The following is a 22,224-nucleotide window of genomic DNA, read 5'->3' on the forward strand; positions in this document are numbered from 1 at the left end:
CCATTAGCTGACGGTTGCTATCGGCTGTTCGGCGCGCATCGCTGGCCGATGGTTGAGGGTTTCGGGCATGGCCAGGAGCAGCAACGCAAAGGCTGTCGCCGCGATCCCGGCCAGGGTCAGGAACGCCGCGTCATACCCCGCTTGCTGAACCACTAATCCGGCGAGGCCGTTGCTCAAGGCCGCTCCCAGGCCAAACACGGTCGACAGGGCACCGAGGCTGACATTGAAACGTCCGGTGCCTCGGGTCAAGTCTTTGACCACCACCGGAAACAACGCCCCGAACACACCCGCGCCGACGCCATCCAGCAACTGCACCGCCACCAGCCAGTACGGATCATCCGACAGCAGATACAGCACCGCGCGCAATGGCAGGATCAGGAAACCGGCCAGCAGCAACGGTTTGCGTCCCCACACATCCGCTTTCCACCCCACCAGTAACGCCACCGGCACCATCACCAGTTGCGCCGCGACAATGCAGGCCGAAGTCAACGGCGTGGCCATCTGCAAATTCACCAAGGACAGCTTCTGACTGACAAGCGGCAACATCGCCGCATTCGCCAAATGGAACAAGCCGCAACAGATGGCGAACACCAGCAGCGGCCGGTTGTGCAGCAAGACACTCAAGCCTGACGGGTTTATGTCGTGGGAGGGGCCGTCGGGATCAAAGCCTCGTGCCACGTCGTGATCAATGGCGTGCGGGGAAATAAAACTGATGGCAATCACGCTGGCCAACGCCATCAGCGCCATCAGGTAAAACACCGCCACCGGGCCAAAGAGGTAGGCAAAACCACCGGCCAGCAACGCCGCAATAGCATTGCCTGCATGATTGAAGGTTTCGTTGCGCCCGGTTCGACGGGTAAAGGCCCCAGGTCCGGTGATCCCCAGGGAAATCGCCGCAATCGCTGGCGCAAATACCGACGCCGCTACGGCACTGAGCGCCTGGGTCATGGCCACCAGCGTGAACGAAGTAATGAACGGCAACAGCAGGCAACTCGCAGTGACCAACAGAGCCGCGACAACGATCACGCCGCGTTTGCGATGCGTTCTGTCGATCAGTGCGCCGGCCGGCGTTTGCGTCAACAGCGCCGCAATCCCCGCCAGCGTCATCACCAGCCCGATACTGGCCGGCTCCCAGTGATGCACCGCCAGCAAATAAATCGCCAGGTACGGCCCTAATCCATCACGCACGTCGGCGAGAAAGAAATTGAGCCCGTCCAGTGAGAGGGCGTTGCGACGGTCGGAGTGAACGTTCAAGGGCGGCCTCTTCGTGACGGGAGCGCAGGTGCAGAGTGCGTATTAGCACTGACTCATCGAGACGGACCGAAGTTTCAGTCTTTAACTCATCCGGTCGGCCGTGTTATGAAACAGCACATTCACAAAGGGGGCCAGGCAATGAGCAAGCTGCGGGTAGGGGTTATTTTTGGTGGTCGTTCGGCTGAGCATGAAGTGTCTCTGCAATCGGCGAAAAATATTGTCGATGCGCTGGACCGGTCACGCTTCGAACCGGTGCTGATCGGTATCGACAAACAAGGCCACTGGCACCTCAACGACCCTTCGAACTTCCTGCTCAACCAGGAAAATCCGGCCCTGATTGCACTCAACCAGTCCAACCGCGAACTGGCCGTGGTGCCGGGCAAGGCCAGTCAACAGTTGGTGGAAACGTCCGGTCAGGAACTGCTGGGCCACGTCGATGTGATCTTCCCGATCGTGCACGGCACGCTGGGGGAAGACGGTTGCCTGCAAGGCTTGCTGCGCATGGCTGATCTGCCGTTTGTCGGCTCCGACGTGTTGGGCTCCGCGGTTTGCATGGACAAGGACTTCAGCAAGCGTCTGTTGCGAGATGCTGGCTTGGCGGTCACGCCGTTCGTGACCCTGACCCGCGCCAGTGCGGCGCGCACCAGCTTCGCCGAGGTCCAGGGCAAGCTTGGCCTGCCGCTGTTCGTCAAACCAGCGAATCAGGGTTCTTCTGTGGGTGTCAGCAAGGTCAACGACGAAGCCGAGTACACGGCGGCCGTGGAACTGGCGTTGGGTTTCGATGAAAAAGTGTTGATCGAGTCCGCCGTCAGTGGCCGCGAGATTGAATGCGCGGTGCTCGGCAACGAAGACGCCATCGCCAGCGGTTGCGGCGAGATCGTGGTGCGCAGTGGCTTCTATTCTTACGACAGTAAATACATCGACGCTCAAGCGGCACAAGTGGTGGTGCCGGCTGATATCAGCAGCGAAGCCAGTGAGCGCATCCGTGCCTTGGCCGTCGAAGCGTTTCAGGTGCTGGGCTGTTCCGGGCTGGCGCGGGTCGATGTATTCCTGACCGACAGCGGCGAAGTGTTGATCAACGAGATCAACTCATTGCCCGGCTTCACCCGCATCAGCATGTATCCCAAGCTCTGGCAGGCCACTGGCATGACCTACAGCGAACTGGTGAGCCGCTTGATCGATCTGGCGCTGGAGAAGCACAAGGCGCGGCAGACGTTGAAGATCACTCGTTGAGCGGACTCAATATAGAAAAGGCTTACCCTTCGGTAAGCCTTTTCTGTGTAGGACTCAATCCCCCAACGCCTCCCCCTCACGCCGAGGATCGGCCCCGCCCGCCAGCGAAGCCTTCCCCTGTGCATCCTTGACCCGAACAATCGCCTGGGTGCCGCTGGTCATGTCGATCTCGCTCACGCTGTGCCCTTTGTCCTTCAGGGCCTGAATCAAGCTGGCGCTGAATTGCCCCTCTTCCAGCTCCGTCGGGCCGTTGCGGCTGCCGAAGTTTGGCAGGTTGATCGCCGCTTGTGGGTCGAGGTTCCAGTCGAGCAGGCCGATGGTGGATTTGGCCACGTATTCGATGATCTGCGAGCCGCCAGGGGAGCCGAGTGTGGCGAGGAATTCGCCGCTCTGGCGGTCGAAGATCAGCGTGGGTGCCATCGATGAACGCGGGCGTTTGCCAGGCTCGACGCGGTTGGCGACTTTCTGGCCGTTCTCTTCGGGGATGAACGAAAAGTCGGTCATCTGGTTGTTGAGCATGAAGCCCTGAACCATCAGGTGCGAGCCGAACGCGGACTCCACGGTGGTGGTCATCGACACCGCCCCCCCTTCGTCATCGACAGCGACCACTTGCGAAGTGGAGATGCGCAGTGGCGAACGGTCCGGTGCGTAGGCGACCTGGATGCCCGGCGGCGTGCCGGGTTTGGCCGTGCCGATGCTGCGATCGCCGATCAGGGCCGCGCGGCTGGCCAGGTAGGTCGGGTCGACCAGGCCTTTGACGGGAACCGGCACAAAGTCGCTGTCGGCCACATAGAGCGCGCGGTCGGCGTAGGCTAGACGTTCGGCTTCGGAGATCAGGTGCACGGCTTCAGGTGCAGGTTCGATGCCCGCAGGCCGGGTGGTCTTAAGCGGTTTGAGCGGCGGGAGGGCGAACCGTTGGTCGCGGGTTTCCAGCGCCTGGAGCGTGCCGAGGATCTGCGCCACGGCAATCCCGCCCGACGACGGTGGTGGCATGCCGCAAACCTGCCAGCGCTTATAGTCGGTACACAGCGGCGCGCGCTCCTTGGCCTTATAGCCTTGGAGATCGTTCAGCGACAGGCTGCCGGGGTTGTTGTGGCCTTGAACCTTGGCGACGATCTCCTGGGCGACCGGTCCTTTATAGAACGCATTCGGCCCCTCTTGGGCAATGCGTTTCAACACCGCGGCCAATGCCGGGTTTTTCAGTGGCGTGCCGACGGCTTTCGGGCTGCCGTCGGCATTCATGAAGTACGCCAGCATGTCTGGTGAACGTCGAATCGACGTGTCTGAGGCGATCAGCTGATGCAGGCGCGGCGAGATGGCGAAGCCTTGCTCCGCCAGTTTGATGGCCGGCTCGAACAGCCTTGCCCAAGGCAGGCGCCCGTGTTTCTGGTGGGCCAGCTCAAGCGCCCGCAACACGCCGGGTGTCCCCACCGAACGGCCACCGATCTGCGCCTGGGTGAACGGCATCGGCGTGCCGTCCGCTTGCAGGAACAGTTTCTCGGTGGCGCCGGCCGGCGCCGTTTCGCGGCCGTCGTACGTGCGCACATTCTTGCCATCCCACAAGACAATCAACGCGCCGCCACCGATCCCCGACGATTGGGGTTCCACCAGCGTCAGCACCGCTTGCATCGCAATCGCGGCATCGATCGCCGAACCACCCTGACTCAGCATCTCTCGCCCGGCTTCGGCCGCCAGCGGATTGGCCGCAGCCGCCATGTGTTTCGAGGCGTGGCGGGTTTGCAGGTCGGTGCGATAACCGGAGGCGACTTCCGGTGCGAGCGGTAAGGTCGAGGTGGTGGTGGAGGTCGAGGCAACGTTGCACGCGGCAAGGGTCAGTGCGGTGACGATCAGCGAAAAAGCTGACAGCCGATAGCGGCTCAAGTGGAAGGCTGAGAACACGTTGGGCACTCCGTCCGTGGGAAAAGATCAGTGGACTTTATCGGCCGACAGGGTCGCGTGCAAACCATGGACTACGGCAAAGACGCTTTTGCCCTTCATGAATCGACGGATTTTCTGTAGGGTCGAGGGCAACAGACTGGCCAGAAAATCAACAAGAGGCAGACATGCAGACCGAGTTTCCCACCCAGCCAAGTTACCGCACCCAACGTGAGCAATTCCTCGCGGCAGCGACCGCGGCCGGCGCGACGTTGACCGAGTATCCGCATCCGCTCAAAGGGCCTTTTGGCGAGCCTCTGAGCACCGACGTCGCGGTATTGGGCGATCCCGGCGCCAAGCGACTGCTGATCGCCCTGAGCGGCACCCATGGCGTCGAAGGCTTCTATGGCTCGGGATGTCAGATCAAGTGGATGCAGGAGCTGGGCAAGCGTTCACTGCCCGCCGATGTCGCGGTGGTGATGATCCATCTGATCAACCCCTGGGGCACCGCGTGGCTGCGTCGGGTCAATGAAGACAACATCGACCTGAACCGCAATCACCTGAACTTTACCCGGCCACTGCCGGACAATCGGGCTTATGCCACTCTGCATGAAATCTATGCCGTCGCTGAGCTGCGAGGCCCCGAGCGGGACCGCGCCGACGCCTTGCTCGATGCTCAGATTCGCCAACACGGCTGGCCGGCGGTCATGTCGATTGTCGAGGGCGGCCAGCACAGTCATCCCGATGGTCTGTTTTATGGCGGGCTGGCGCCGAGCTGGTCGAACCGCACGTTGCACCAAATCATGCAAAAACACATTGCCCATGCCGAGGTCGCGATGTGTTTCGACTTGCACACGGGTGCGGGCGAGTACGGTCATCCGATGTTGCTGACGATCACCGAGGCCGCTTATCCGGCGCTGCGCGATGCTCAGGCCATTTACGGCCCATGGCTCTACACGTTGCTGACCGGCGCTGACACGTTGAGCGAAACCGGTGTGGCGGCAACGGCGACGGGCTACACCTCGCGGGCATTGATCAATGCGTTGCCTCAGGTGCGGTTGATGCCGTTTGTGATTGAGTGCGGGACATATCCCGGGGCGGAGGTTCATCGTCATTTGCGCGATGACCACTGGCTGCACCTGCACGGTAACCCGAGCGATGCCGTGGGGCGTGAGATCAAACTGAATCTGCTGGAGCAGTTCTATCCCGCCGACACAGACTGGCAGGCGATGGTCTGGCTGCGCACCTGGCAGATCTGGGAGCGGGCGCTGTCGGCGTTGCCGGGGATTGGCTCCTGACGCAGTGTCAGGGGCACTTTTCTCGAGGCATAAAAAAACGGCCTACCTTTCGGTAAGCCGTTTTTAGTACTTGGTGGCTACACAGGGACTTGAACCCCGGACCCCAGCATTATGAATGCTATGCTCTAACCAACTGAGCTATGTAGCCAAGTGGCGCGCATTATTCACCGGTAATGCAGATGCGTCAAGCGTAAATCTAAAATATTTCTCTACGCTTTCAACCGCTTATCCACCTGAGCCGAAAAATCGGGTCGGGGGAGGGCGTCAACTGAGCTGAAATCTCCCGGTATTGGCACTCAAGGCCTTGCTGCCCTGGCTCAAGGTGTCGGCCGCCAGGTTCACCGCCCGCGCGCCTTCAAGCAACCGGACCGCCGCTTGATCGACCTGTTGAATGTTGCCGCTGACTTCGTCGGCGGTACTGGCTTGCTCTTCCACCGCCGTGGCGATCTGCGCCAGCGTGTCGGTAACGCCTTGCACGGCAAGGGCAATTTCCCCGAGGCGTTCGCCCAGGCCCGTCACCGATTTGGCATCACTTTGCGCCTGAGTGCATGCCGCTTCCATCAGGCTTACCGCCTCATTCACGGTGTTGCGCAGACTGTCGACGGTGCCGGCGATTTGCGCGGTAGAGGATTGAGTGCGCTGCGACAGGCTGCGCACTTCGTCGGCCACCACGGCGAACCCGCGACCTTGCTCACCGGCACGGGCCGCTTCGATGGCGGCATTGAGCGCCAACAGGTTGGTTTGTTCGGCCACGCCGCGAATGGTGTCGACCACCAATTGAATCTGCTGGCCTTGTTCGCTGACCCGGCCCAGCGCGGCGGCCGTGTCATTCAAGCGCTGGTTGAGCTGCTGAATACTCGCGGTGGTGCGCTGGCTGTCACGACTGCTGTCGGCGGCGATGCGCTGCGTGTGTTGCGCGCTGCCGGACGCCTGTTCACAACTCTGCGCGACCCCTTGTGAGGTGGCCGCCAGTTGTGTGGCGGCGGCGGCGATCTGGCTGATCTGCAATTGCTGCGCTTCCACTTCGCCAAGGGCGCCGCTGGAGTGATGGTTGAGGGTGCGCACCGCGTTGCTGACCTGCAAGGTTTCGTGATCGACCCCCAGCAAACTGTTGCGCAACTGCACCACGGCGACATTCAGGGCGGTGCTGATGGCTGCCAGCTCGTCACGTCCTTGCACCGGCACTTGCAGGCTCAGGTTACCGTCGCGCAATGCTTCGGCCAACAGCGTGATGCCGCTGGCGCTGCGTCGGATCGAGGCCTGCAAGCAGATGAACAAGTACAGTGCCGCCAAGAGCAGGCAACCAAAAATCGTCGCCACCAGAATGAACTGGCTGATCGCTGAGCCATGGTAGTAATCCAGACGTTGATCAAGCGATACCAACGACTGCTGGCGCAGCGCGGCGAGGTCGGAGAGCAGGGCGTCTAGGCTGTGTTCGAAGTCGTCGGGCTTGAGGGTGATGCTGCCGCCGAAGACGCCGTCATCGAGGACTTTGAGGCTTGCGTCCAGATGCTTGAGGCTGTCGTGGTATTGCCCGGCCCAACTTTGCAAGGCGCTGGGCAGGCGGGCTTCCAGGAGGGCGGCGGTTTTCACCAGCTGTTCGCGGGCATCGCCAATGCGGCTGCGCAAATCGCGCAATTGCAGACGGCTTTGCAGGGTGAACTGCCCGGAAACGACCGACGCCTGCCCGACGCTGGCCAGGCGACCGACCCGTTCGATCAGGTCAGGCGCGTGCTGCGTCGAGATTTGCGTCAGCAAGTAGGTTTCCAGCCACGGTGCCAGTGTCAGGCGGTTATCCATGGCAATCTGCTCGCGCAATGCTTGCAGCGCAGTCAAGGCATTGGTGAAGCGATCGTAGCCATCGGGCCACCAACCGACGCTGCTCAGGCTTTTCGAGTCCAGACCATTGAGGGCGTTTTGCAGGGCTTGGTAACGGGCCAGGGTTTCGCTCTCGGCGCCTTCGGTTTTCAGTGCATTACCGAGGTCCGTGGTCGCTTGGGCGACAGCGGGTTGTACCGCCTCAAATGCGGCCATCGCCGCCAGGGTCGCCGGTGTCGGCTGGCGATTGGTTTCTGTCGCGCGCCAACGGGCTGCGCGGTCACGCTGGGCGGCGAGCAGGTTATCGAGCGCATCGAGGGCAAGCAGTTGATGAACCCCGGCGCGTTCGCCAGAGATCAGGTTCAGTTTGGCGCGATAGTCCTGGCCAATCATCAACAGGCTGCCCGCCAGCGGCAGGATAAACAGCAGGAACAACAGCTGAAATTTGCGTGCGAAGCCAAAACGCCCCAGCAACCCGATCCCCGGTGATAAAAAAGACATGCCCCATGACTCCTCTGAACACCACGCACCAATGGCGTGCGCCGAGATCGTTGCGACCGCGACGTGTGCCCTTTTTAAAGGCCTCGAAAGTTCACCCTTGTCAGCTCTGTAGGCTGATTCTGTGGTGAAACTTCCCATTCTCGGTCCCCTTTGTAAGGGGCCGCGTTGAAGCGGATTAACAAGGCAAGATTCAGACCATGGCGTTGCGCTATCACCTTTTTAGCGATGGACGCCGAGGTCGTTAGCAGGCTAAGGGGATGGCGCTGCTGCACTGAAAAATGGCACATTGATGCACCTGCCCCTGTGCACCCATCCGCTGTACGGAAATTCTCATGGCTATCAGTAACGCAACGACCGGCGCGACGTCGGCATCCGCGACTCCACAAAGCAGCCCGCTGGTCATGCGCATCATCGGCGCAGTGGCGCTGGCGCACTTGATCAACGACCTGATCCAATCGGTACTGCCGTCGATTTATCCAATGCTCAAGGCCAACTACGGCCTGACATTCACTCAGGTCGGCTTGATTACGCTGACCTTCCAGTTGACGGCTTCGCTGTTGCAGCCGTGGGTGGGTTACCACACTGATCGTCATCCCAAACCGTGGCTGCTCCCGGCCGGGACCGTTTGCACATTGATCGGGATCTTGATGATGTCGGTGGTTGGCAGCTTCCCGATGATTCTGTTGGCCGCGGGCTTGATCGGTATCGGCTCGTCGACGTTCCATCCGGAAGCCTCTCGTGTGGCGCGGCTGGCGTCGGGTGGGCGATTCGGGTTGGCGCAGTCGACCTTTCAGGTCGGTGGCAATGCCGGCTCAGCCTTTGGCCCGTTGTTGGCGGCGGCGATCATCATTCCTTTCGGTCAGGGCCATGTGGCCTGGTTTGGATTGTTCGCCGTGTTTGCGCTGTTCGTGCTCTATCGGATCAGTCGCTGGTACGCCAACCACTTGAGCCTGTTCAAGCTCAAGCAAGGTCAGGCGGCGACCCACGGCTTGTCGAAGGGCAGGGTGATCAGCGCGCTGGTGGTGCTCGGGCTGCTGGTGTTCTCCAAGTATTTCTACATGGCGAGTTTCACCAGTTACTTCACCTTCTACCTGATCGAGAAGTTTGACCTGTCGGTGGCCAGTTCCCAGATGCATCTGTTCCTGTTCCTGGGCGCAGTGGCTGCGGGGACTTTTTTTGGTGGGCCGATTGGCGACAAGATCGGCCGCAAAGCGGTGATCTGGTTCTCGATCCTCGGTGTAGCGCCGTTCACATTGATCCTGCCTCACGTCGACCTGTTCTGGACCAGCATTCTTAGCGTGGTGATCGGTTTCATCCTCGCCTCGGCGTTTTCGGCGATTGTTGTGTATGCGCAGGAACTGGTGCCCGGCAATGTCGGGATGATTGCCGGCGTGTTCTTCGGTTTGATGTTCGGTTTCGGTGGCATAGGCGCCGCGCTGTTGGGGCATCTGGCGGACCTGCACGGAATCGAATACGTGTACTTGCTGTGTTCGTTCCTGCCGTTGTTCGGGGTGTTGGCGATCTTCCTGCCGAGAACCAAAAAGGCCTGAACATTCACACCGTCCCGCTGTAGGAGTGAGCCTGCTCTCGATGGCGGTCTAACCTTCAGCGAAGGTGGTGACTGAGACACCGCTATCGCGAGCAAGCTCGCTCCCACAGGTGTTCGGTGGTGTGGTGGATAAATATTTCAGGCACAAAAAAGCCGCGTCTAAACGCGGCTTTTTCTTCGGCGGATGTCTTACACGTTGAAACGGAAGTGCATCACGTCGCCGTCTTTAACGATGTAGTCCTTGCCTTCCAGGCGCCATTTACCGGCTTCTTTGGTGCCGGCTTCGCCCTTGTACTGGATGAAGTCGTCGTAGGCGATGACTTCGGCGCGGATGAAGCCTTTTTCGAAGTCGGTGTGGATCACGCCAGCGGCTTGTGGTGCGGTGGCACCGACGCGGACGGTCCAGGCGCGGACTTCTTCGACACCAGCGGTGAAGTAGGTCTGCAAGTGCAGCATTTCGTAGCCGGCGCGGATCACGCGGTTCAGGCCAGGTTCTTCCAGGCCCAGGGCCTCGAGGAACATGTCTTTCTCTTCGCCGTCTTCAAGCTCGGCGATTTCGGCTTCGATCTTGTTGCAGACCGGAACCACCATGGCGCCTTCTTCTTCGGCGATGGCCTTGACGATGTCCAGCAGCGGGTTGTTCTCGAAACCGTCTTCAGCGACGTTGGCGATGTACATGACCGGCTTGGTGGTCAGCAGGTGGAAGCCACGAATCACCGCTTTGTCGTCGGCGCCCATGTTCTTCATCAGTGTGCGCGCTGGTTTGCCGAGGGTGAAGTGAGCGATCAATTGCTCCAGCAGGCCTTTTTGGACCACGGCGTCCTTGTCACCACCCTTGGCGTTGCGGGCGACTTTCTGCAGTTGCTTCTCGCAGCTGTCGAGGTCGGCGAAGATCAGTTCCAGGTCGATGATCTCGATGTCGCGTTTCGGGTCGACGCTGTTGGAGACGTGAATCACGTTCTCGTCTTCGAAGCAGCGGACCACGTGGGCGATGGCATCGGTTTCACGGATGTTGGCGAGGAACTTGTTGCCCAGGCCTTCACCTTTCGAGGCGCCAGCTACCAGGCCCGCGATGTCGACGAACTCCATGGTGGTCGGCAGGATGCGCTTTGGATTGACGATAGCCGCCAGGGCTTCCAGGCGCGGATCCGGCATCGGCACGATACCGGTGTTCGGTTCGATGGTGCAGAAGGGGAAGTTCTCGGCCGCGATCCCGGATTTGGTCAGGGCGTTGAACAGGGTGGACTTGCCGACGTTAGGCAGGCCGACGATGCCGCAATTGAATCCCATGGTAATTCCCCGAGGAGTAAGAGTCAGGCCTTCTGGCTGTGCAGGTTTTTCATCGCGCGGTTCCATTCCCCGGCGAGGATATCCGGCAGCACGCCGAGGGCAAAGTCGATGCTGGCATCGAGTTTTTCCTGTTCGGCGCGTGGCGCACGACCCAGGACGAAATTTGAAACCATACTGGCTACGCCCGGGTGGCCAATGCCAAGCCGCAAGCGGTAGAAGGTATTCTGATTGCCCAGTTGCGCAATGATGTCGCGCAACCCGTTGTGACCGCCATGTCCGCCGCCCTGTTTGAGTTTGGCAACGCCGGGAGGCAGGTCGAGTTCATCGTGCGCCACGAGGATTTCTTCAGGCTTGATGCGGAAAAATCCTGCAAGTGCCGCGACGGCCTGGCCGCTGCGGTTCATGTACGTGGTGGGAATCAGCAGACGAACATCCTGACCCTGATGCGAAAAGCGTCCGGTCAGGCCGAAATATTTGCGATCGGCCACAAGGTTGACACCCTGTGCGTTCGCGATGCGCTCAACAAAAAGGGCCCCTGCGTTATGCCGGGTCTGTTCGTATTCAGCGCCTGGATTTCCCAGGCCAACGATCAGTTTGATGGCAGTCACGATAGGGGCCCTTTCCTGGAGTGGTGGATAACATCGCCGCGATCAGTGTGTGCGGCGAAAGTGGACGACAAGTGCTCATTTACCAGTATGTAAACTTCGCGTTCTCGCCCGCTTTCTCGCTACGCTCTAGCCCGCGATGTTTCCAGTCACTCCGGCGAACAGAGTGAAATTACTCTGCTGCGCCTTCTTCGGTAGCTTCTGGAGCAACACGTGGAGCGTGGACGTTGGCAACAGCCTTGTCATCACCGTGTGCCAGAGCAACAAACTCAACGCCTTTAGGGGCTTTGAGGTCGGACAAGTGAATGATCGAACCGATTTCGGCGTTAGCCAGATCGACTTCGATGAATTCAGGCAGGTCTTTCGGCAGGCAGGTCACTTCGATTTCCGAAACAACGTGCGAAACTTCGCCGCCTTTCTTGATCGGAGCTTCTTCGCCAACAAAGTGTACAGGCACGATAGCGGTCAGTTTCTGGCCAGCTACAACGCGTACGAAGTCAGCGTGCAACACGTGGCCTTTGGCCGGGTGACGCTGCAGAGCCTTGATGATTACGTTTTGCTTGGTGCCACCAACGTTCAGCTCGATGATGTGGCTGTAAGCCGCTTCGTTTTCGAGCAGTTTGGCAACTTCTTTAGCCAGCATGCTGATGGATTCAGGGGCTTTTTCGCCACCGTAAACTACAGCTGGAACCAGGCTTGCGAGACGACGCAGGCGGCGGCTCGCACCTTTCCCCAGGTCGGAACGCACTTCAGCATTCAGAGTAAAATCGTTCATGTTGTATCTCCAAAATAACCACATTCGCCCCAGCGTTTGCGACCAGCGCTAAAGGCGATATGGGCAAAAAAGCCCCGCCCCGACAGGAATGCCGGGGCGGGGCGCTTTTCGTCAACGAGAGGGTCGAGAAGGGCAGGGCCCTTAACGGAACATCGCGCTGATCGATTCTTCATTGCTGATGCGGCGAACCGCTTCGGCAACTACCGGCGCGATATCCAGTTGACGGATACGCGAGCAGGCTTGTGCAGCAGCGGACAACGGGATGGTGTTAGTCACCACCAGTTCGTCCAGCATGGAATTTTCGATGTTTTCGATCGCCCGACCGGACAGCACAGGGTGTGTGCAGTAGGCGAAAACCTTGGCAGCGCCATGCTCTTTCAGGGCCTTTGCCGCGTGGCACAGAGTGCCGGCGGTATCGACCATGTCATCGACCAGAATACAGGTACGCCCTTCGACATCACCGATGATATGCATCACTTCAGAGTGATTGGCTTTCTCACGGCGTTTGTCGATGATCCCGAGATCAACGCCCAGGGATTTGGCAACAGCACGTGCACGCACGACGCCACCAATGTCCGGGGACACGATCATCAGGTTTTCGAAGCGCTGATCTTCGATGTCATCCACCAGAACCGGGGAGCCGTAGATGTTATCTACCGGAATATCGAAGAAACCCTGGATTTGGTCAGCATGCAGATCAACCGTGAGAACACGGTCGATGCCGACTACGGTAAGCATGTCAGCAACGACTTTCGCGCTGATAGCCACACGTGCGGAACGCGGACGGCGATCCTGACGGGCATAACCAAAGTAAGGAATAACAGCAGTGATACGAGTAGCCGAGGAGCGGCGGAAGGCATCAGCCATCACTACCAGTTCCATCAGGTTATCGTTGGTCGGAGCGCAAGTCGGCTGAATAATGAAGACGTCTTTACCGCGGACGTTTTCATTGATCTCGGCTGTAATTTCGCCGTCGGAAAATTTTCCAACAGAGATGTCACCGAGAGGGATATGCAGCTGACGTACAACACGCCGAGCCAGATCGGGGTTAGCGTTCCCCGTAAAGACCATCATCTTGGACACGCGCAGTACCTGAAGGCTGAGGGTAACCTGGATGAGTATAGGAAAATGGCAGGGGCGGCTGGATTCGAACCAACGCATGGCAGGATCAAAACCTGCTGCCTTACCGCTTGGCGACGCCCCTGTATCTGTTGCAACGATTACCCAGTAATCGATTCCTTTAGAGCAGACTTTGCAGCTTGCGATGCAACATCGAAACGTTGCTTCCCTTTGCTACAAACCCTGTAAGGGTCTCTGTAAGAAGGGCCGAGACTTTATCAGCTTCAGCTTTGCTTGGGAAGCCCCCAAACACACAACTTCCAGTTCCGGTGAGTTTTGCTTCGGTAAATTTACCTAACAAATTCAAAGCGTTACGTACATCTGGATAACGCCTTGCTACCACCGGTAAGCAGTCATTTCGACTGTTTCCCTTGGGAACGGGGCGCACTTTAATGGGAGAAGAGTTACGTGTCAACAACGGATCTGAAAAAATTTCTGCTGTACTTACAGAGACTTGCGGCACAAGCACGAGATACCACGGTTCTTCGGGGTCTACAGGGGTCAGTTTCTCCCCCACGCCTTCGGCGAAAGCCGCGTGCCCACGCACGAAAACCGGGACGTCCGCGCCCAGCGTCAAGCCCAAAGCGGCCAGCCGATCCTCATCCCAACCCAGTTGCCAGAGATGGTTGAGGCCCAGCAAAGTTGTCGCGGCATTTGAACTGCCGCCACCGATGCCACCGCCCATGGGTAATATTTTTTCGATCCAGATGTCGATCCCGAGCGCACAACCGGATTGCTCCTGAAGTTTTTTTGCGGCTCGAACAATCAGGTTGCTGTCGTGAGGAACGCCATCGAATTCGGTGTGCAAACGAATCACGCCGTCATCGCGAACGGCGAAGGTGATTTCATCGCCGTAATCGAGAAACTGAAAAATCGTCTGCAACTCGTGATAGCCGTCTGCACGGCGACCGAGAATGTGCAGCATCAGATTGAGTTTGGCCGGGGAGGGCAGCGTCAAGCGATGAGCTGTCATGTTCACTGCCCCAGTTTGCGTGGTTGCCATTCCTTGATCACCAGCGTGACATCAAGGTCGGTGCCGTGCAGTTTGATCCGCTCGGGCAGCCAATAGCCGTTTTGTTCGGCGTAACTGAGGTATTCCACCTGCCAGCCATCTTGCTCGAGATTGGCCAGGCGGCTGTCGGCATCCAGCGTCAGGCGACTTTTGCTGTCCGGGGCCGGGAGCCCGCGAACCCACCAGGCCAGATTGGACACCGGTAGTTTCCAGCCGAGCTGTTCTTCGACCAGCGCCTCGGGCGTCGTTGAGTCATAGCGACCCTGATTGGCCACTTCAAGCGACACTTTGCCCGGGCGACCGGTCAAGCGAGCTGCGCCTCGACCCAGCGGGCCGGAAAGGCGGATGTCGTAGTAATCCTGTCGCTGCAGCCAGTACAGAGTGCCGCTGCCCGAATCCTTGGGCGCACGGATGCCGATTTTGCCGTTGATCTGCCAGCCGTCGAGGCTGGTCAATTGCTGTTTGTATTGGCGCCATTGGGCCGGGTTGCCTTGACCCTGGACCGATTCGCGGGCGCCGAAGCCCGCGCAACCGGCGAGCAGGGCGATGAAGCTGAAAACGATGAGGTGGCGCAAAAACATAACTTAAAGAGTCTCTGATCCGGTCAGGCGCTTGATGGTGCTGCGCAGGGCGGGGCTGTCGGGTTGTTCCTTGAGGAACTTGCCCCAGATTTGCTTGGCTTCGCGTTGCTTGCCGTTGGCCCACAGGACTTCGCCCAGGTGGGCGGCCACCTCCTGATCGGGAAAACGCTCCAGGGCCTGGCGCAGATACCGCTCGGCTTCATCGAGATTGCCCAGGCGGAAATTCACCCAGCCCAGGCTGTCGAGCACCGCCGGGTCTTCCGGATTGATGTGGTGCGCCTGTTCGATCAGGGCCTTGGCTTCAGCGTAACGCGTCGTACGGTCGGACAGGGTGTAGCCGAGGGCGTTCAACGCCATCGCATTGTCCGGGTCGCGCTTGATGATCAGTCGCAGGTCTTTTTCCATCTGCGCCAGGTCATTGCGTTTTTCCGCCTGCATGGCGCGGGTGTAAAGCAGGTTCAGGTCGTCCGGGTATTTTTGCAGTGCTGTTTGCAGCACTTGCCAGGCTTTGTCGGGCTGTTTGTTGGCAGACAAGGTTTCGGCTTCGACCAGGTACAGCTGGATCGCGTAATCGGGCTGCGCGTCGCGCTCCGCCGCCAGGCGTCGCTGCGCTTCGGCAGTCCTGCCGTTGTTGATCAGAATGTCGGTCTGGCGTAACTGCGCCGGCAGATAGTCGTTACCGGGGCCGACCTGGGCGTATTCGATCAGCGCGCCTTGTGGGTCATTGCGCTCTTCAGCAATACGGCCCAGGTTCAGGTGCGCGGAGTCGACGTGGCTTTCCCGGGCGATCAGGTCTTCCAGGTAGCCCTTGGCTTCAGTCCACGCCTTGGCTTCCAGGCAGACCAGTGCCAGGGAATAACGCAGTTCATCGTCTTCCGGGTATTGCTGAACCAGGCTTGAGAATTCGACTTTGGCGTCATCCATACGGTCCTGTTCAACCAGCATGCGCGCGTAAGTCAGGCGCAGGCGCTTGTCGTCCGGGTATTTCTTGATGCTTTTTTGCAGCAACGGCAGGGCTTCGTCGCCACGATTGAGCGATTGCAGCAGGCGCGCGCGCAACAGGATCGGCGCAATTTCGCCTTCTTCCGGGGGATTTTTTTCCAGCAGGGTCAGTGCGCCCTTGGCGTCACCGTCCTGTTGCAGCAACAGGGCCTTGCCGAATATCAACTGGCTGTTGTTCGGATGGCGCTGCAGTAAGCGGTCAAAGCTTTTCATCAGGCCATTGCGCGTGTCCTGGTCGGTATCGGCCGCGGACAGGGCAAGGAAGTCGAAATGCGTGTCGCCCTTGCCTTGCAGGACCTTCTCCATATAAGCCATGGAGTCGTCATAACGCCCGGCGCGAGCCAGTTGCACGGCAGCGGCTCGTTGCGCCTCGAGATCGTTGGGGGCGTTTTTCGCCCAGATCAACGCGGTGTCCAGAGCGGCCTGGTCGGCGCCCAGGTATTCGGCGATGCGGAAGGCCCGCTCGGAAATGCCCGGATCCTGGGTGTTGATGGCCTGGGTCACGTAGTTGTCCAGCGCAATGTCGAAACGATTGCGCTGGCCAGCCAGTTCGGCGCTCAGCAGGCTGAAGATGGTTTCTTCACTGAATGAGCTGTAAACCTTGGGCTTTTCAGGGGCTGGAGTGCTGTCTTCGACCGGCGACGTACCGTCCGACGAAACGGGTGCCAAGGCATGGCAGCCGCTGAGGAAGACAAAAGCGAGGAGCAACGCGGAAGATCTATTCATATAGGAAGAGGACGACTAACCTGCGGTCAGATCATCATGACACAAGCCTTCGGCCAAACATAACCGAGTCTCGAATGAGGCCTTTATAGAGGCAGGTCATTGGGACAATAGTCAGCGGTAGTTGTTCTGGCTCTGTCGAAGTAGGACAATTGCCGGCTTCACGTCACCATCAGCGACCTTGAATGGCCTTCCTTGCACTCGGTATTAACCACAAGACTGCTTCAGTAGACGTCCGCGAGCGCGTGGCCTTTACCCCTGAGCAGCTGGTGGAGGCCTTGCAGCAGCTCTGCCGCCTCACCGACAGCCGCGAAGCTGCGATCCTCTCCACCTGCAATCGCAGTGAACTCTATATAGAACAGGATCACCTTTCGGCTGACATCGTGTTGCGCTGGCTGGCCGATTACCATCATTTGAGCCTCGAAGAGCTGCGCGCGAGCAGTTATGTGCACGAAGATGATGCGGCAGTTCGTCACATGATGCGGGTCGCCTCCGGGCTCGACTCGCTGGTGTTGGGCGAACCGCAGATTCTCGGCCAGATGAAATCGGCCTACGCCGTGGCGCGCGAGGCCGGGACCATCGGTCCGCTGCTCGGTCGCCTGTTCCAGGCCACCTTCAATGCGGCCAAGCAGGTGCGTACGGACACCGCCATTGGCGAAAACCCGGTGTCCGTGGCGTTTGCCGCGGTCAGCCTGGCTAAACAGATTTTCAGTGACCTGCAGCGCAGCCAGGCCTTGCTGATCGGCGCCGGCGAGACCATCACGCTGGTCGCCCGTCATCTGCATGAACTGGGTGTAAAGCGCATCGTTGTCGCCAACCGTACCCTGGAGCGCGCCAGCATTCTGGCCGAGCAGTTTGGCGCTCATGCGGTCCTGCTCTCGGAGATTCCGGCCGAACTGGTGCGCAGCGACATCGTCATCAGCTCCACCGCTAGCCAGTTGCCGATCCTCGGCAAAGGCGCGGTAGAAAGCGCGTTGAAACTGCGTAAGCACAAACCGATCTTCATGGTAGACATTGCCGTACCGCGCGATATCGAGCCTGAAGTCGGCGAGTTGGACGACGTTTACCTCTATAGCGTCGATGATCTCCACGAAGTGGTCGCCGAAAACCTCAAGAGTCGCCAAGGTGCAGCCCAGGCGGCGGAAGAGATGGTCGCGGTGGGCGCCGAAGATTTCATGGTGCGCCTGCGCGAACTCGCGGCGGTGGATGTGCTCAAGGCATATCGTCAACAAAGCGAGCGCATGCGCGACGAAGAATTGCAAAAGGCCCAGCGCATGCTGGCCAACGGCAGCAGCGCCGAAGACGTGCTGGTGCAAATGGCGCGCGCCTTGACCAACAAACTGATGCACGCACCGAGCGTGCAGTTGAAAAAGCTCTCTGCCGAAGGCCGCCTTGATGCGCTGGCCATGGCCCAGGAACTCTTTGCCCTGAATGAGGGCTCATCGGATAGCTTTTCGGATAAGAAACCGCAATGAAAGCGTCACTGCTCAATAAGCTGGACATCCTCCAGGACCGTTTCGAGGAATTGACCGCCTTGCTTGGCGACGGCGAAGTCATTTCCGATCAGAACAAATTCCGCATGTATTCCAAGGAATACGCGGAAGTCGAGCCGATTGTCGAAACCTATAAACAGTTGCTCAAGGTGCAAGGTGACCTCGAAGGCGCCCAGGCACTGCTCAAGGACAGCGACCCGGACATGCGCGAAATGGCCGTGGAAGAAGTCCGCGAAGCCAAGGAGCAACTGATCGAGATCGAAGCCAGCCTGCAACGCATGCTGCTGCCCAAGGACCCGAACGACGGCCGTAACGTGTTCCTCGAAATCCGCGCCGGCACCGGCGGTGACGAAGCGGCGATCTTTTCCGGCGACCTGTTCCGCATGTATTCGCGTTATGCCGAGCGTCGTGGCTGGCGGGTGGAAATCCTCTCGGAGAACATCGGCGAGCACGGCGGCTATAAAGAAGTCATCGCCCGGGTTGAAGGCGACAACGTCTACGGCAAGCTGAAATTCGAATCCGGCGCGCACCGCGTACAACGGGTTCCGGCCACCGAATCCCAAGGGCGCATCCACACCTCGGCCTGCACCGTGGCCGTGTTGCCTGAACCTGACGAGCAGGAAGCGATCGAGATCAACCCGGCGGATTTGCGGGTCGATACTTACCGCTCTTCCGGTGCCGGCGGCCAGCACGTCAACAAGACCGACTCGGCGATCCGCATCACGCACTTGCCGTCGGGTATTGTCGTTGAGTGCCAGGAAGAACGTTCCCAGCACAAGAACCGTGCCCGGGCGATGTCCTGGCTGTCGGCCAAACTCAATGACCAGCAGACCAGCGCAGCGGCCAATGCCATCGCCAGCGAGCGCAAGTTGCTGGTCGGCTCGGGCGATCGCTCCGAGCGGATTCGCACGTATAACTTTGCCCAGGGCCGGGTCACCGACCACCGGGTCAACCTGACGCTGTATTCCCTCGACGAAATCCTCGCGGGTGGCGTCGACGCGGTGATCGAGCCGTTGCTCGCCGAGTTCCAGGCCGACCAACTGGCGGCGATAGGTGAGTAAATGACGATCATTGCCAGTTTGTTGCGCGCCGCCGATTTACCCGACTCGCCCACGGCGCGCCTGGATGCCGAATTGCTGCTGGCTGCGGCGTTGGGCAAGTCCCGCAGTTTCCTGCACACCTGGCCCGAGCGCATTGTCCCGAGCGAGGCGGCGCTGAAGTTTGCCGAATACCTGCAACGTCGCCGTGGCGGTGAGCCGGTGGCGTACATTCTCGGCCAGCAAGGTTTCTGGAAGCTCGATCTGGAAGTCGCGCCGCACACACTGATTCCGCGCCCGGACACTGAATTGCTGGTGGAAGCCGCTCTGGAACTGTTGCCAGCCACCCCCGCCAAGGTCCTCGACCTCGGCACCGGCAGCGGCGCCATTGCCCTGGCCCTGGCCAGCGAACGTCCGGCCTGGCGAGTCACCGCGGTGGATCGCGTGCTCGAAGCCGTGGCCCTGGCAGAACGCAATCGCCAGCGCCTGCGCCTGAACAACGCCAGCGTGCTGAGCAGCCATTGGTTCAGCGCCCTGCAAGGTCAGCAGTTTCAACTGATCATCAGCAACCCGCCTTACATCGCCTCGGCCGATCCACATCTGGTGGAAGGTGACGTGCGCTTTGAGCCGGCCAGTGCCTTGGTCGCAGGCGTCGATGGGCTGGATGACCTGCGGCTGATCGTGGCCCAGGCGCCGGATCATCTTGAGGCGGGTGGCTGGCTGATGCTCGAACACGGTTACGATCAAGCCACGGCCGTGCGTGATTTGCTGCTCAGTCGTGGTTTTGAAGAAGTCCACAGCCGCACCGATCTGGGCGGTCACGAACGTATCAGCCTGGGGCGCCTGCCGTGCTGAATGATCAGGAATTGTTGCGCTACAGTCGGCAGATTCTGTTGCAGCACGTCGACATTGACGGCCAGTTGCGACTCAAGGAAAGCCGTGTATTGATCGTTGGTCTCGGCGGACTTGGCTCACCGGTTGCGCTGTACCTGGCGGCGGCCGGCGTCGGCGAGCTGCATCTGGCGGACTTCGACAGTGTGGATCTGACCAACCTGCAACGTCAGATCATTCACGACACCGACAGCGTTGGCCTGAGCAAGGTCGACTCGGCGATTCGCCGGCTGGCTGCGATCAATCCCGAGATTCAACTGGTCGCCCACCGTACCGCACTGGACGAAGACTCCCTGGCCGCCGCGGTGGCCGCCGTGGATCTGGTGCTGGACTGCTCCGACAATTTCTCTACCCGCGAAGCGGTCAACGCTGCGTGTGTGGCTGCTCGCAAACCCCTGGTCAGTGGTGCGGCGATTCGGCTCGAAGGGCAATTGTCGGTGTTCGACCCGCGCCGCCCGGAAAGTCCGTGCTACCACTGTTTATACGGGCATGGCAGCGAAGCCGAATTGACGTGCAGCGAAGCCGGGGTCGTCGGGCCTTTGGTGGGGCTGGTGGGCAGTCTTCAAGCGCTGGAGGCGATGAAGCTGCTGGTCGGCTTCGGCGAGCCGCTGGTAGGTCGCCTGTTATTGATCGATGCCCTGGGTTCGCGCTTTCGTGAGTTGCGGGTCAAACGTGATCCGGGTTGCAGCGTCTGTGGTTCGACACATGCGTGAAGCGCCGATCGGCGTGTTCGACTCCGGCGTCGGTGGGCTCTCGGTGCTGGCCGAAATCCAGCGTCTGCTGCCCAACGAGTCTTTGCTGTACGTCGCCGACTGCGGCAATGTTCCCTACGGCGAGAAAACCCCCGCCTTCATCCAACAGCGCTGCAGTGTCATGGCCGAATTTTTTCAGCAGCAAGGCGCGAAGGCCCTGGTGCTGGCCTGCAACACGGCGACGGTCGCCGGAGTCGCGGACTTGCGGCGCGATTACCCGCAATGGCCCATCGTCGGCATGGAGCCCGCAGTCAAACCGGCCGCTGCCGCCACCCGCAGCGGCGTGGTCGGCGTGCTCGCCACAACCGGCACGTTGCAGAGTGCCAAGTTCGCCGCTTTGCTCGACCGTTTCGCCACGGATGTGCGGGTCATTACCCAGCCATGCCCGGGCCTGGTAGAGCTGATTGAAAACGGCGATCTGCACAGCGAGGCATTGCGTCAGTTACTGGCCAGTTATGTCGGGCCGCTGCTCGGTGCCGGATGCGACACAATTATTCTCGGTTGCACGCATTACCCCTTCCTAAAGCCGTTGCTTAAGCAGATGATCCCAGAAGACATCAGCCTGATCGACACCGGCGCCGCTGTAGCGCGGCAACTTCAGCGCCTGTTGGCCGAGCGTGAATTGCTCGCCCAAGGACCTGCTAGTGCTGCACAGTTCTGGACGAGTTCCGATCCGGAACATTTCAGAAATATCTTGCCGATCCTGTGGAATTCGTCTGGTGTTGTGCGAAGCTTTGAGCAGTAAGTGAAACGTTGGAGGAACAACGAATAATTGGGGTGAACTTCTGATTAAACGTCGACTTCTATAGCGAGAAGCAACAAAAAAACCATACGACATCGTTCGCAAAAGGATGTTTCTAGTGAAGCGACTATTCTGCTTGGCTGCGATTGCGGCCGCACTGATGGGGCAAAGCATTACCGCGCAGGCGGCAGGCGTGGAGTTCGGGGTCGGCGAGACCGGTAATTCAACCATGACCTATCGACTGGGCATGCAGTTCGACTGGGACAAGAGTTGGTTGCAAAGTGACGTCGGTCGTCTGACCGGTTACTGGAGTGGTGCCTACACCTATTGGGAAGCCGACAAGACCTCCAACAACAACAGCTTGTCTTTCTCTCCGGTGTTCGTTTATGAGTTTGCCGGCCAGACCGTCAAACCTTATGTCGAGGCGGGGGTTGGTGTCGCATTTTTCTCCCATACCAAACTTGATGACAGCAGAATGGGCGAGTCCTTCCAGTTTGAAGACCGGATAGGGTTTGGCGTGCGCTTCGCGGGCGGACATGAAGTCGGGATTCGTGCGACGCACTATTCCAACGCCGGGCTGAGTAGCTGGAACGACGGTGTAGAGAGTTATGCATTGCACTACACGATGCCGTTGTAAGACTCGATGCATTAAAGGTGGGAGCGAGCCTGCTCGC

Annotated in this window: 19 protein-coding genes and 2 tRNA genes; 9 read left to right on the plus strand and 12 right to left on the minus strand. The window is 59.6% G+C overall.

What is annotated here, in order from left to right:
* Positions 1-3 precede the first annotated feature (3 nt).
* Positions 4-1,254, minus strand: a complete 1,251-nt coding sequence (locus QRN31_RS25005; RefSeq protein ID WP_285435199.1) for an MFS transporter — start codon at positions 1,252-1,254, stop codon at positions 4-6.
* A gap of 138 nt (positions 1,255-1,392) precedes the next feature.
* On the opposite strand from QRN31_RS25005, the gene ddlA reads away from it, so the two are divergent.
* On the plus strand, positions 1,393-2,487 hold the full coding sequence (ddlA, locus tag QRN31_RS25010; protein ID WP_285435201.1) for a D-alanine--D-alanine ligase: 1,095 nt from the start codon (positions 1,393-1,395) through the stop codon (positions 2,485-2,487).
* 54 nt (positions 2,488-2,541) lie between these two features.
* Here ddlA and ggt read toward each other — a convergent pair whose 3' ends face one another.
* Positions 2,542-4,386 carry a gamma-glutamyltransferase gene (gene ggt, locus QRN31_RS25015; RefSeq protein ID WP_285435203.1) on the minus strand — a complete coding sequence of 615 codons (1,845 nt, stop codon included), beginning with the start codon at positions 4,384-4,386 and terminating at the stop codon, positions 2,542-2,544.
* 164 nt (positions 4,387-4,550) lie between these two features.
* Here ggt and QRN31_RS25020 point away from each other — a divergent pair, with 164 nt between their 5' ends.
* On the plus strand, positions 4,551-5,660 hold the full coding sequence (locus QRN31_RS25020) for a DUF2817 domain-containing protein (RefSeq protein WP_285435205.1): 1,110 nt from the start codon (positions 4,551-4,553) through the stop codon (positions 5,658-5,660).
* A 71-nt stretch (positions 5,661-5,731) separates the two neighbouring features.
* On the opposite strand, the gene QRN31_RS25025 is transcribed toward QRN31_RS25020, so the two are convergent.
* Both QRN31_RS25025 and QRN31_RS25030 read right to left on the minus strand, forming a co-directional pair.
* Positions 5,732-5,808, minus strand: a tRNA-Met gene (locus QRN31_RS25025).
* 116 nt (positions 5,809-5,924) lie between these two features.
* A complete protein-coding gene (locus QRN31_RS25030; protein ID WP_285435207.1) occupies positions 5,925-7,979 on the minus strand; it encodes a methyl-accepting chemotaxis protein in 2,055 nt (684 codons plus the stop codon).
* Positions 7,980-8,311: 332 nt separating this feature from the next.
* On the opposite strand from QRN31_RS25030, the gene QRN31_RS25035 reads away from it, so the two are divergent.
* Complete coding sequence (locus tag QRN31_RS25035; protein WP_285435208.1) at positions 8,312-9,529, plus strand: MFS transporter; 1,218 nt, start codon at positions 8,312-8,314, stop codon at positions 9,527-9,529.
* Between the two features lie 188 nt (positions 9,530-9,717).
* On the opposite strand, the gene ychF is transcribed toward QRN31_RS25035, so the two are convergent.
* From ychF to QRN31_RS25075, 8 genes are all read right to left on the minus strand, one after another.
* Positions 9,718-10,818: a redox-regulated ATPase YchF gene (gene ychF, locus QRN31_RS25040; RefSeq protein WP_008011955.1), complete on the minus strand. Its 1,101-nt coding sequence runs from the start codon at positions 10,816-10,818 to the stop codon at positions 9,718-9,720.
* Between the two features lie 23 nt (positions 10,819-10,841).
* Positions 10,842-11,426 carry an aminoacyl-tRNA hydrolase gene (pth, locus tag QRN31_RS25045; protein WP_046818954.1) on the minus strand — a complete coding sequence of 195 codons (585 nt, stop codon included), beginning with the start codon at positions 11,424-11,426 and terminating at the stop codon, positions 10,842-10,844.
* Between the two features lie 169 nt (positions 11,427-11,595).
* Positions 11,596-12,198 (minus strand): 50S ribosomal protein L25/general stress protein Ctc, encoded by a 603-nt coding sequence (locus QRN31_RS25050; protein ID WP_131059496.1) that lies wholly within the window; start codon positions 12,196-12,198, stop codon positions 11,596-11,598.
* A gap of 141 nt (positions 12,199-12,339) precedes the next feature.
* The gene (locus tag QRN31_RS25055; protein WP_003208392.1) at positions 12,340-13,281 is read right to left on the minus strand and encodes a ribose-phosphate pyrophosphokinase; all 942 of its coding nucleotides are present in this window, start codon (positions 13,279-13,281) and stop codon (positions 12,340-12,342) included.
* 46 nt (positions 13,282-13,327) lie between these two features.
* A tRNA-Gln gene (locus tag QRN31_RS25060) sits at positions 13,328-13,402 on the minus strand.
* A 36-nt stretch (positions 13,403-13,438) separates the two neighbouring features.
* Entirely contained in the window at positions 13,439-14,290 is an 852-nt protein-coding gene (ispE, locus tag QRN31_RS25065; RefSeq protein WP_285435330.1) for a 4-(cytidine 5'-diphospho)-2-C-methyl-D-erythritol kinase, read from the minus strand.
* A 2-nt stretch (positions 14,291-14,292) separates the two neighbouring features.
* Entirely contained in the window at positions 14,293-14,910 is a 618-nt protein-coding gene (gene lolB, locus QRN31_RS25070) for a lipoprotein insertase outer membrane protein LolB (RefSeq protein WP_285435211.1), read from the minus strand.
* Positions 14,911-14,913: 3 nt separating this feature from the next.
* Positions 14,914-16,638 carry a tetratricopeptide repeat protein gene (locus QRN31_RS25075; RefSeq protein ID WP_285435213.1) on the minus strand — a complete coding sequence of 575 codons (1,725 nt, stop codon included), beginning with the start codon at positions 16,636-16,638 and terminating at the stop codon, positions 14,914-14,916.
* A 182-nt stretch (positions 16,639-16,820) separates the two neighbouring features.
* On the opposite strand from QRN31_RS25075, the gene hemA reads away from it, so the two are divergent.
* The 6 genes from hemA to QRN31_RS25105 all read left to right on the plus strand — a co-directional run bounded on the left by hemA (position 16,821) and on the right by QRN31_RS25105 (position 22,187).
* Complete coding sequence (gene hemA / locus QRN31_RS25080) at positions 16,821-18,110, plus strand: glutamyl-tRNA reductase (RefSeq protein ID WP_285435214.1); 1,290 nt, start codon at positions 16,821-16,823, stop codon at positions 18,108-18,110.
* Complete coding sequence (gene prfA, locus QRN31_RS25085) at positions 18,107-19,189, plus strand: peptide chain release factor 1 (protein ID WP_285435216.1); 1,083 nt, start codon at positions 18,107-18,109, stop codon at positions 19,187-19,189. The genes hemA and prfA overlap by 4 nt, the downstream gene beginning before the upstream one ends.
* The gene (gene prmC / locus QRN31_RS25090) at positions 19,190-20,020 is read left to right on the plus strand and encodes a peptide chain release factor N(5)-glutamine methyltransferase (RefSeq protein ID WP_285435217.1); all 831 of its coding nucleotides are present in this window, start codon (positions 19,190-19,192) and stop codon (positions 20,018-20,020) included.
* Positions 20,014-20,769: a molybdopterin-synthase adenylyltransferase MoeB gene (locus QRN31_RS25095; RefSeq protein ID WP_285435218.1), complete on the plus strand. Its 756-nt coding sequence runs from the start codon at positions 20,014-20,016 to the stop codon at positions 20,767-20,769. Before prmC ends, QRN31_RS25095 begins: the two co-directional genes overlap by 7 nt.
* Positions 20,762-21,553, plus strand: a complete 792-nt coding sequence (murI, locus tag QRN31_RS25100) for a glutamate racemase (protein ID WP_285435219.1) — start codon at positions 20,762-20,764, stop codon at positions 21,551-21,553. Before QRN31_RS25095 ends, murI begins: the two co-directional genes overlap by 8 nt.
* A gap of 115 nt (positions 21,554-21,668) precedes the next feature.
* Positions 21,669-22,187: an acyloxyacyl hydrolase gene (locus tag QRN31_RS25105; protein ID WP_285435221.1), complete on the plus strand. Its 519-nt coding sequence runs from the start codon at positions 21,669-21,671 to the stop codon at positions 22,185-22,187.
* Positions 22,188-22,224: the final 37 nt, after the last annotated feature.

The organism is Pseudomonas sp. fls2-241-R2A-110, from assembly GCF_030209165.1.
Lineage (GTDB): Bacteria > Pseudomonadota > Gammaproteobacteria > Pseudomonadales > Pseudomonadaceae > Aquipseudomonas.

Coding starts and splice junctions, on each gene's coding strand:
- QRN31_RS25050 (WP_131059496.1), bottom strand. CDS start 12,198: ATGAACGATTTTACTCTGAATGCTGAAGTGCGTTCCGACCTGGGGAAA.
- prmC (WP_285435217.1), top strand. CDS start 19,190: ATGACGATCATTGCCAGTTTGTTGCGCGCCGCCGATTTACCCGACTCG.
- ddlA (WP_285435201.1), top strand. CDS start 1,393: ATGAGCAAGCTGCGGGTAGGGGTTATTTTTGGTGGTCGTTCGGCTGAG.
- murI (WP_285435219.1), top strand. CDS start 20,762: ATGCGTGAAGCGCCGATCGGCGTGTTCGACTCCGGCGTCGGTGGGCTC.
- QRN31_RS25075 (WP_285435213.1), bottom strand. CDS start 16,638: ATGAATAGATCTTCCGCGTTGCTCCTCGCTTTTGTCTTCCTCAGCGGC.
- hemA (WP_285435214.1), top strand. CDS start 16,821: ATGGCCTTCCTTGCACTCGGTATTAACCACAAGACTGCTTCAGTAGAC.
- ychF (WP_008011955.1), bottom strand. CDS start 10,818: ATGGGATTCAATTGCGGCATCGTCGGCCTGCCTAACGTCGGCAAGTCC.
- QRN31_RS25020 (WP_285435205.1), top strand. CDS start 4,551: ATGCAGACCGAGTTTCCCACCCAGCCAAGTTACCGCACCCAACGTGAG.
- lolB (WP_285435211.1), bottom strand. CDS start 14,910: ATGTTTTTGCGCCACCTCATCGTTTTCAGCTTCATCGCCCTGCTCGCC.
- QRN31_RS25030 (WP_285435207.1), bottom strand. CDS start 7,979: ATGTCTTTTTTATCACCGGGGATCGGGTTGCTGGGGCGTTTTGGCTTC.
- QRN31_RS25035 (WP_285435208.1), top strand. CDS start 8,312: ATGGCTATCAGTAACGCAACGACCGGCGCGACGTCGGCATCCGCGACT.
- prfA (WP_285435216.1), top strand. CDS start 18,107: ATGAAAGCGTCACTGCTCAATAAGCTGGACATCCTCCAGGACCGTTTC.
- ispE (WP_285435330.1), bottom strand. CDS start 14,290: ATGACAGCTCATCGCTTGACGCTGCCCTCCCCGGCCAAACTCAATCTG.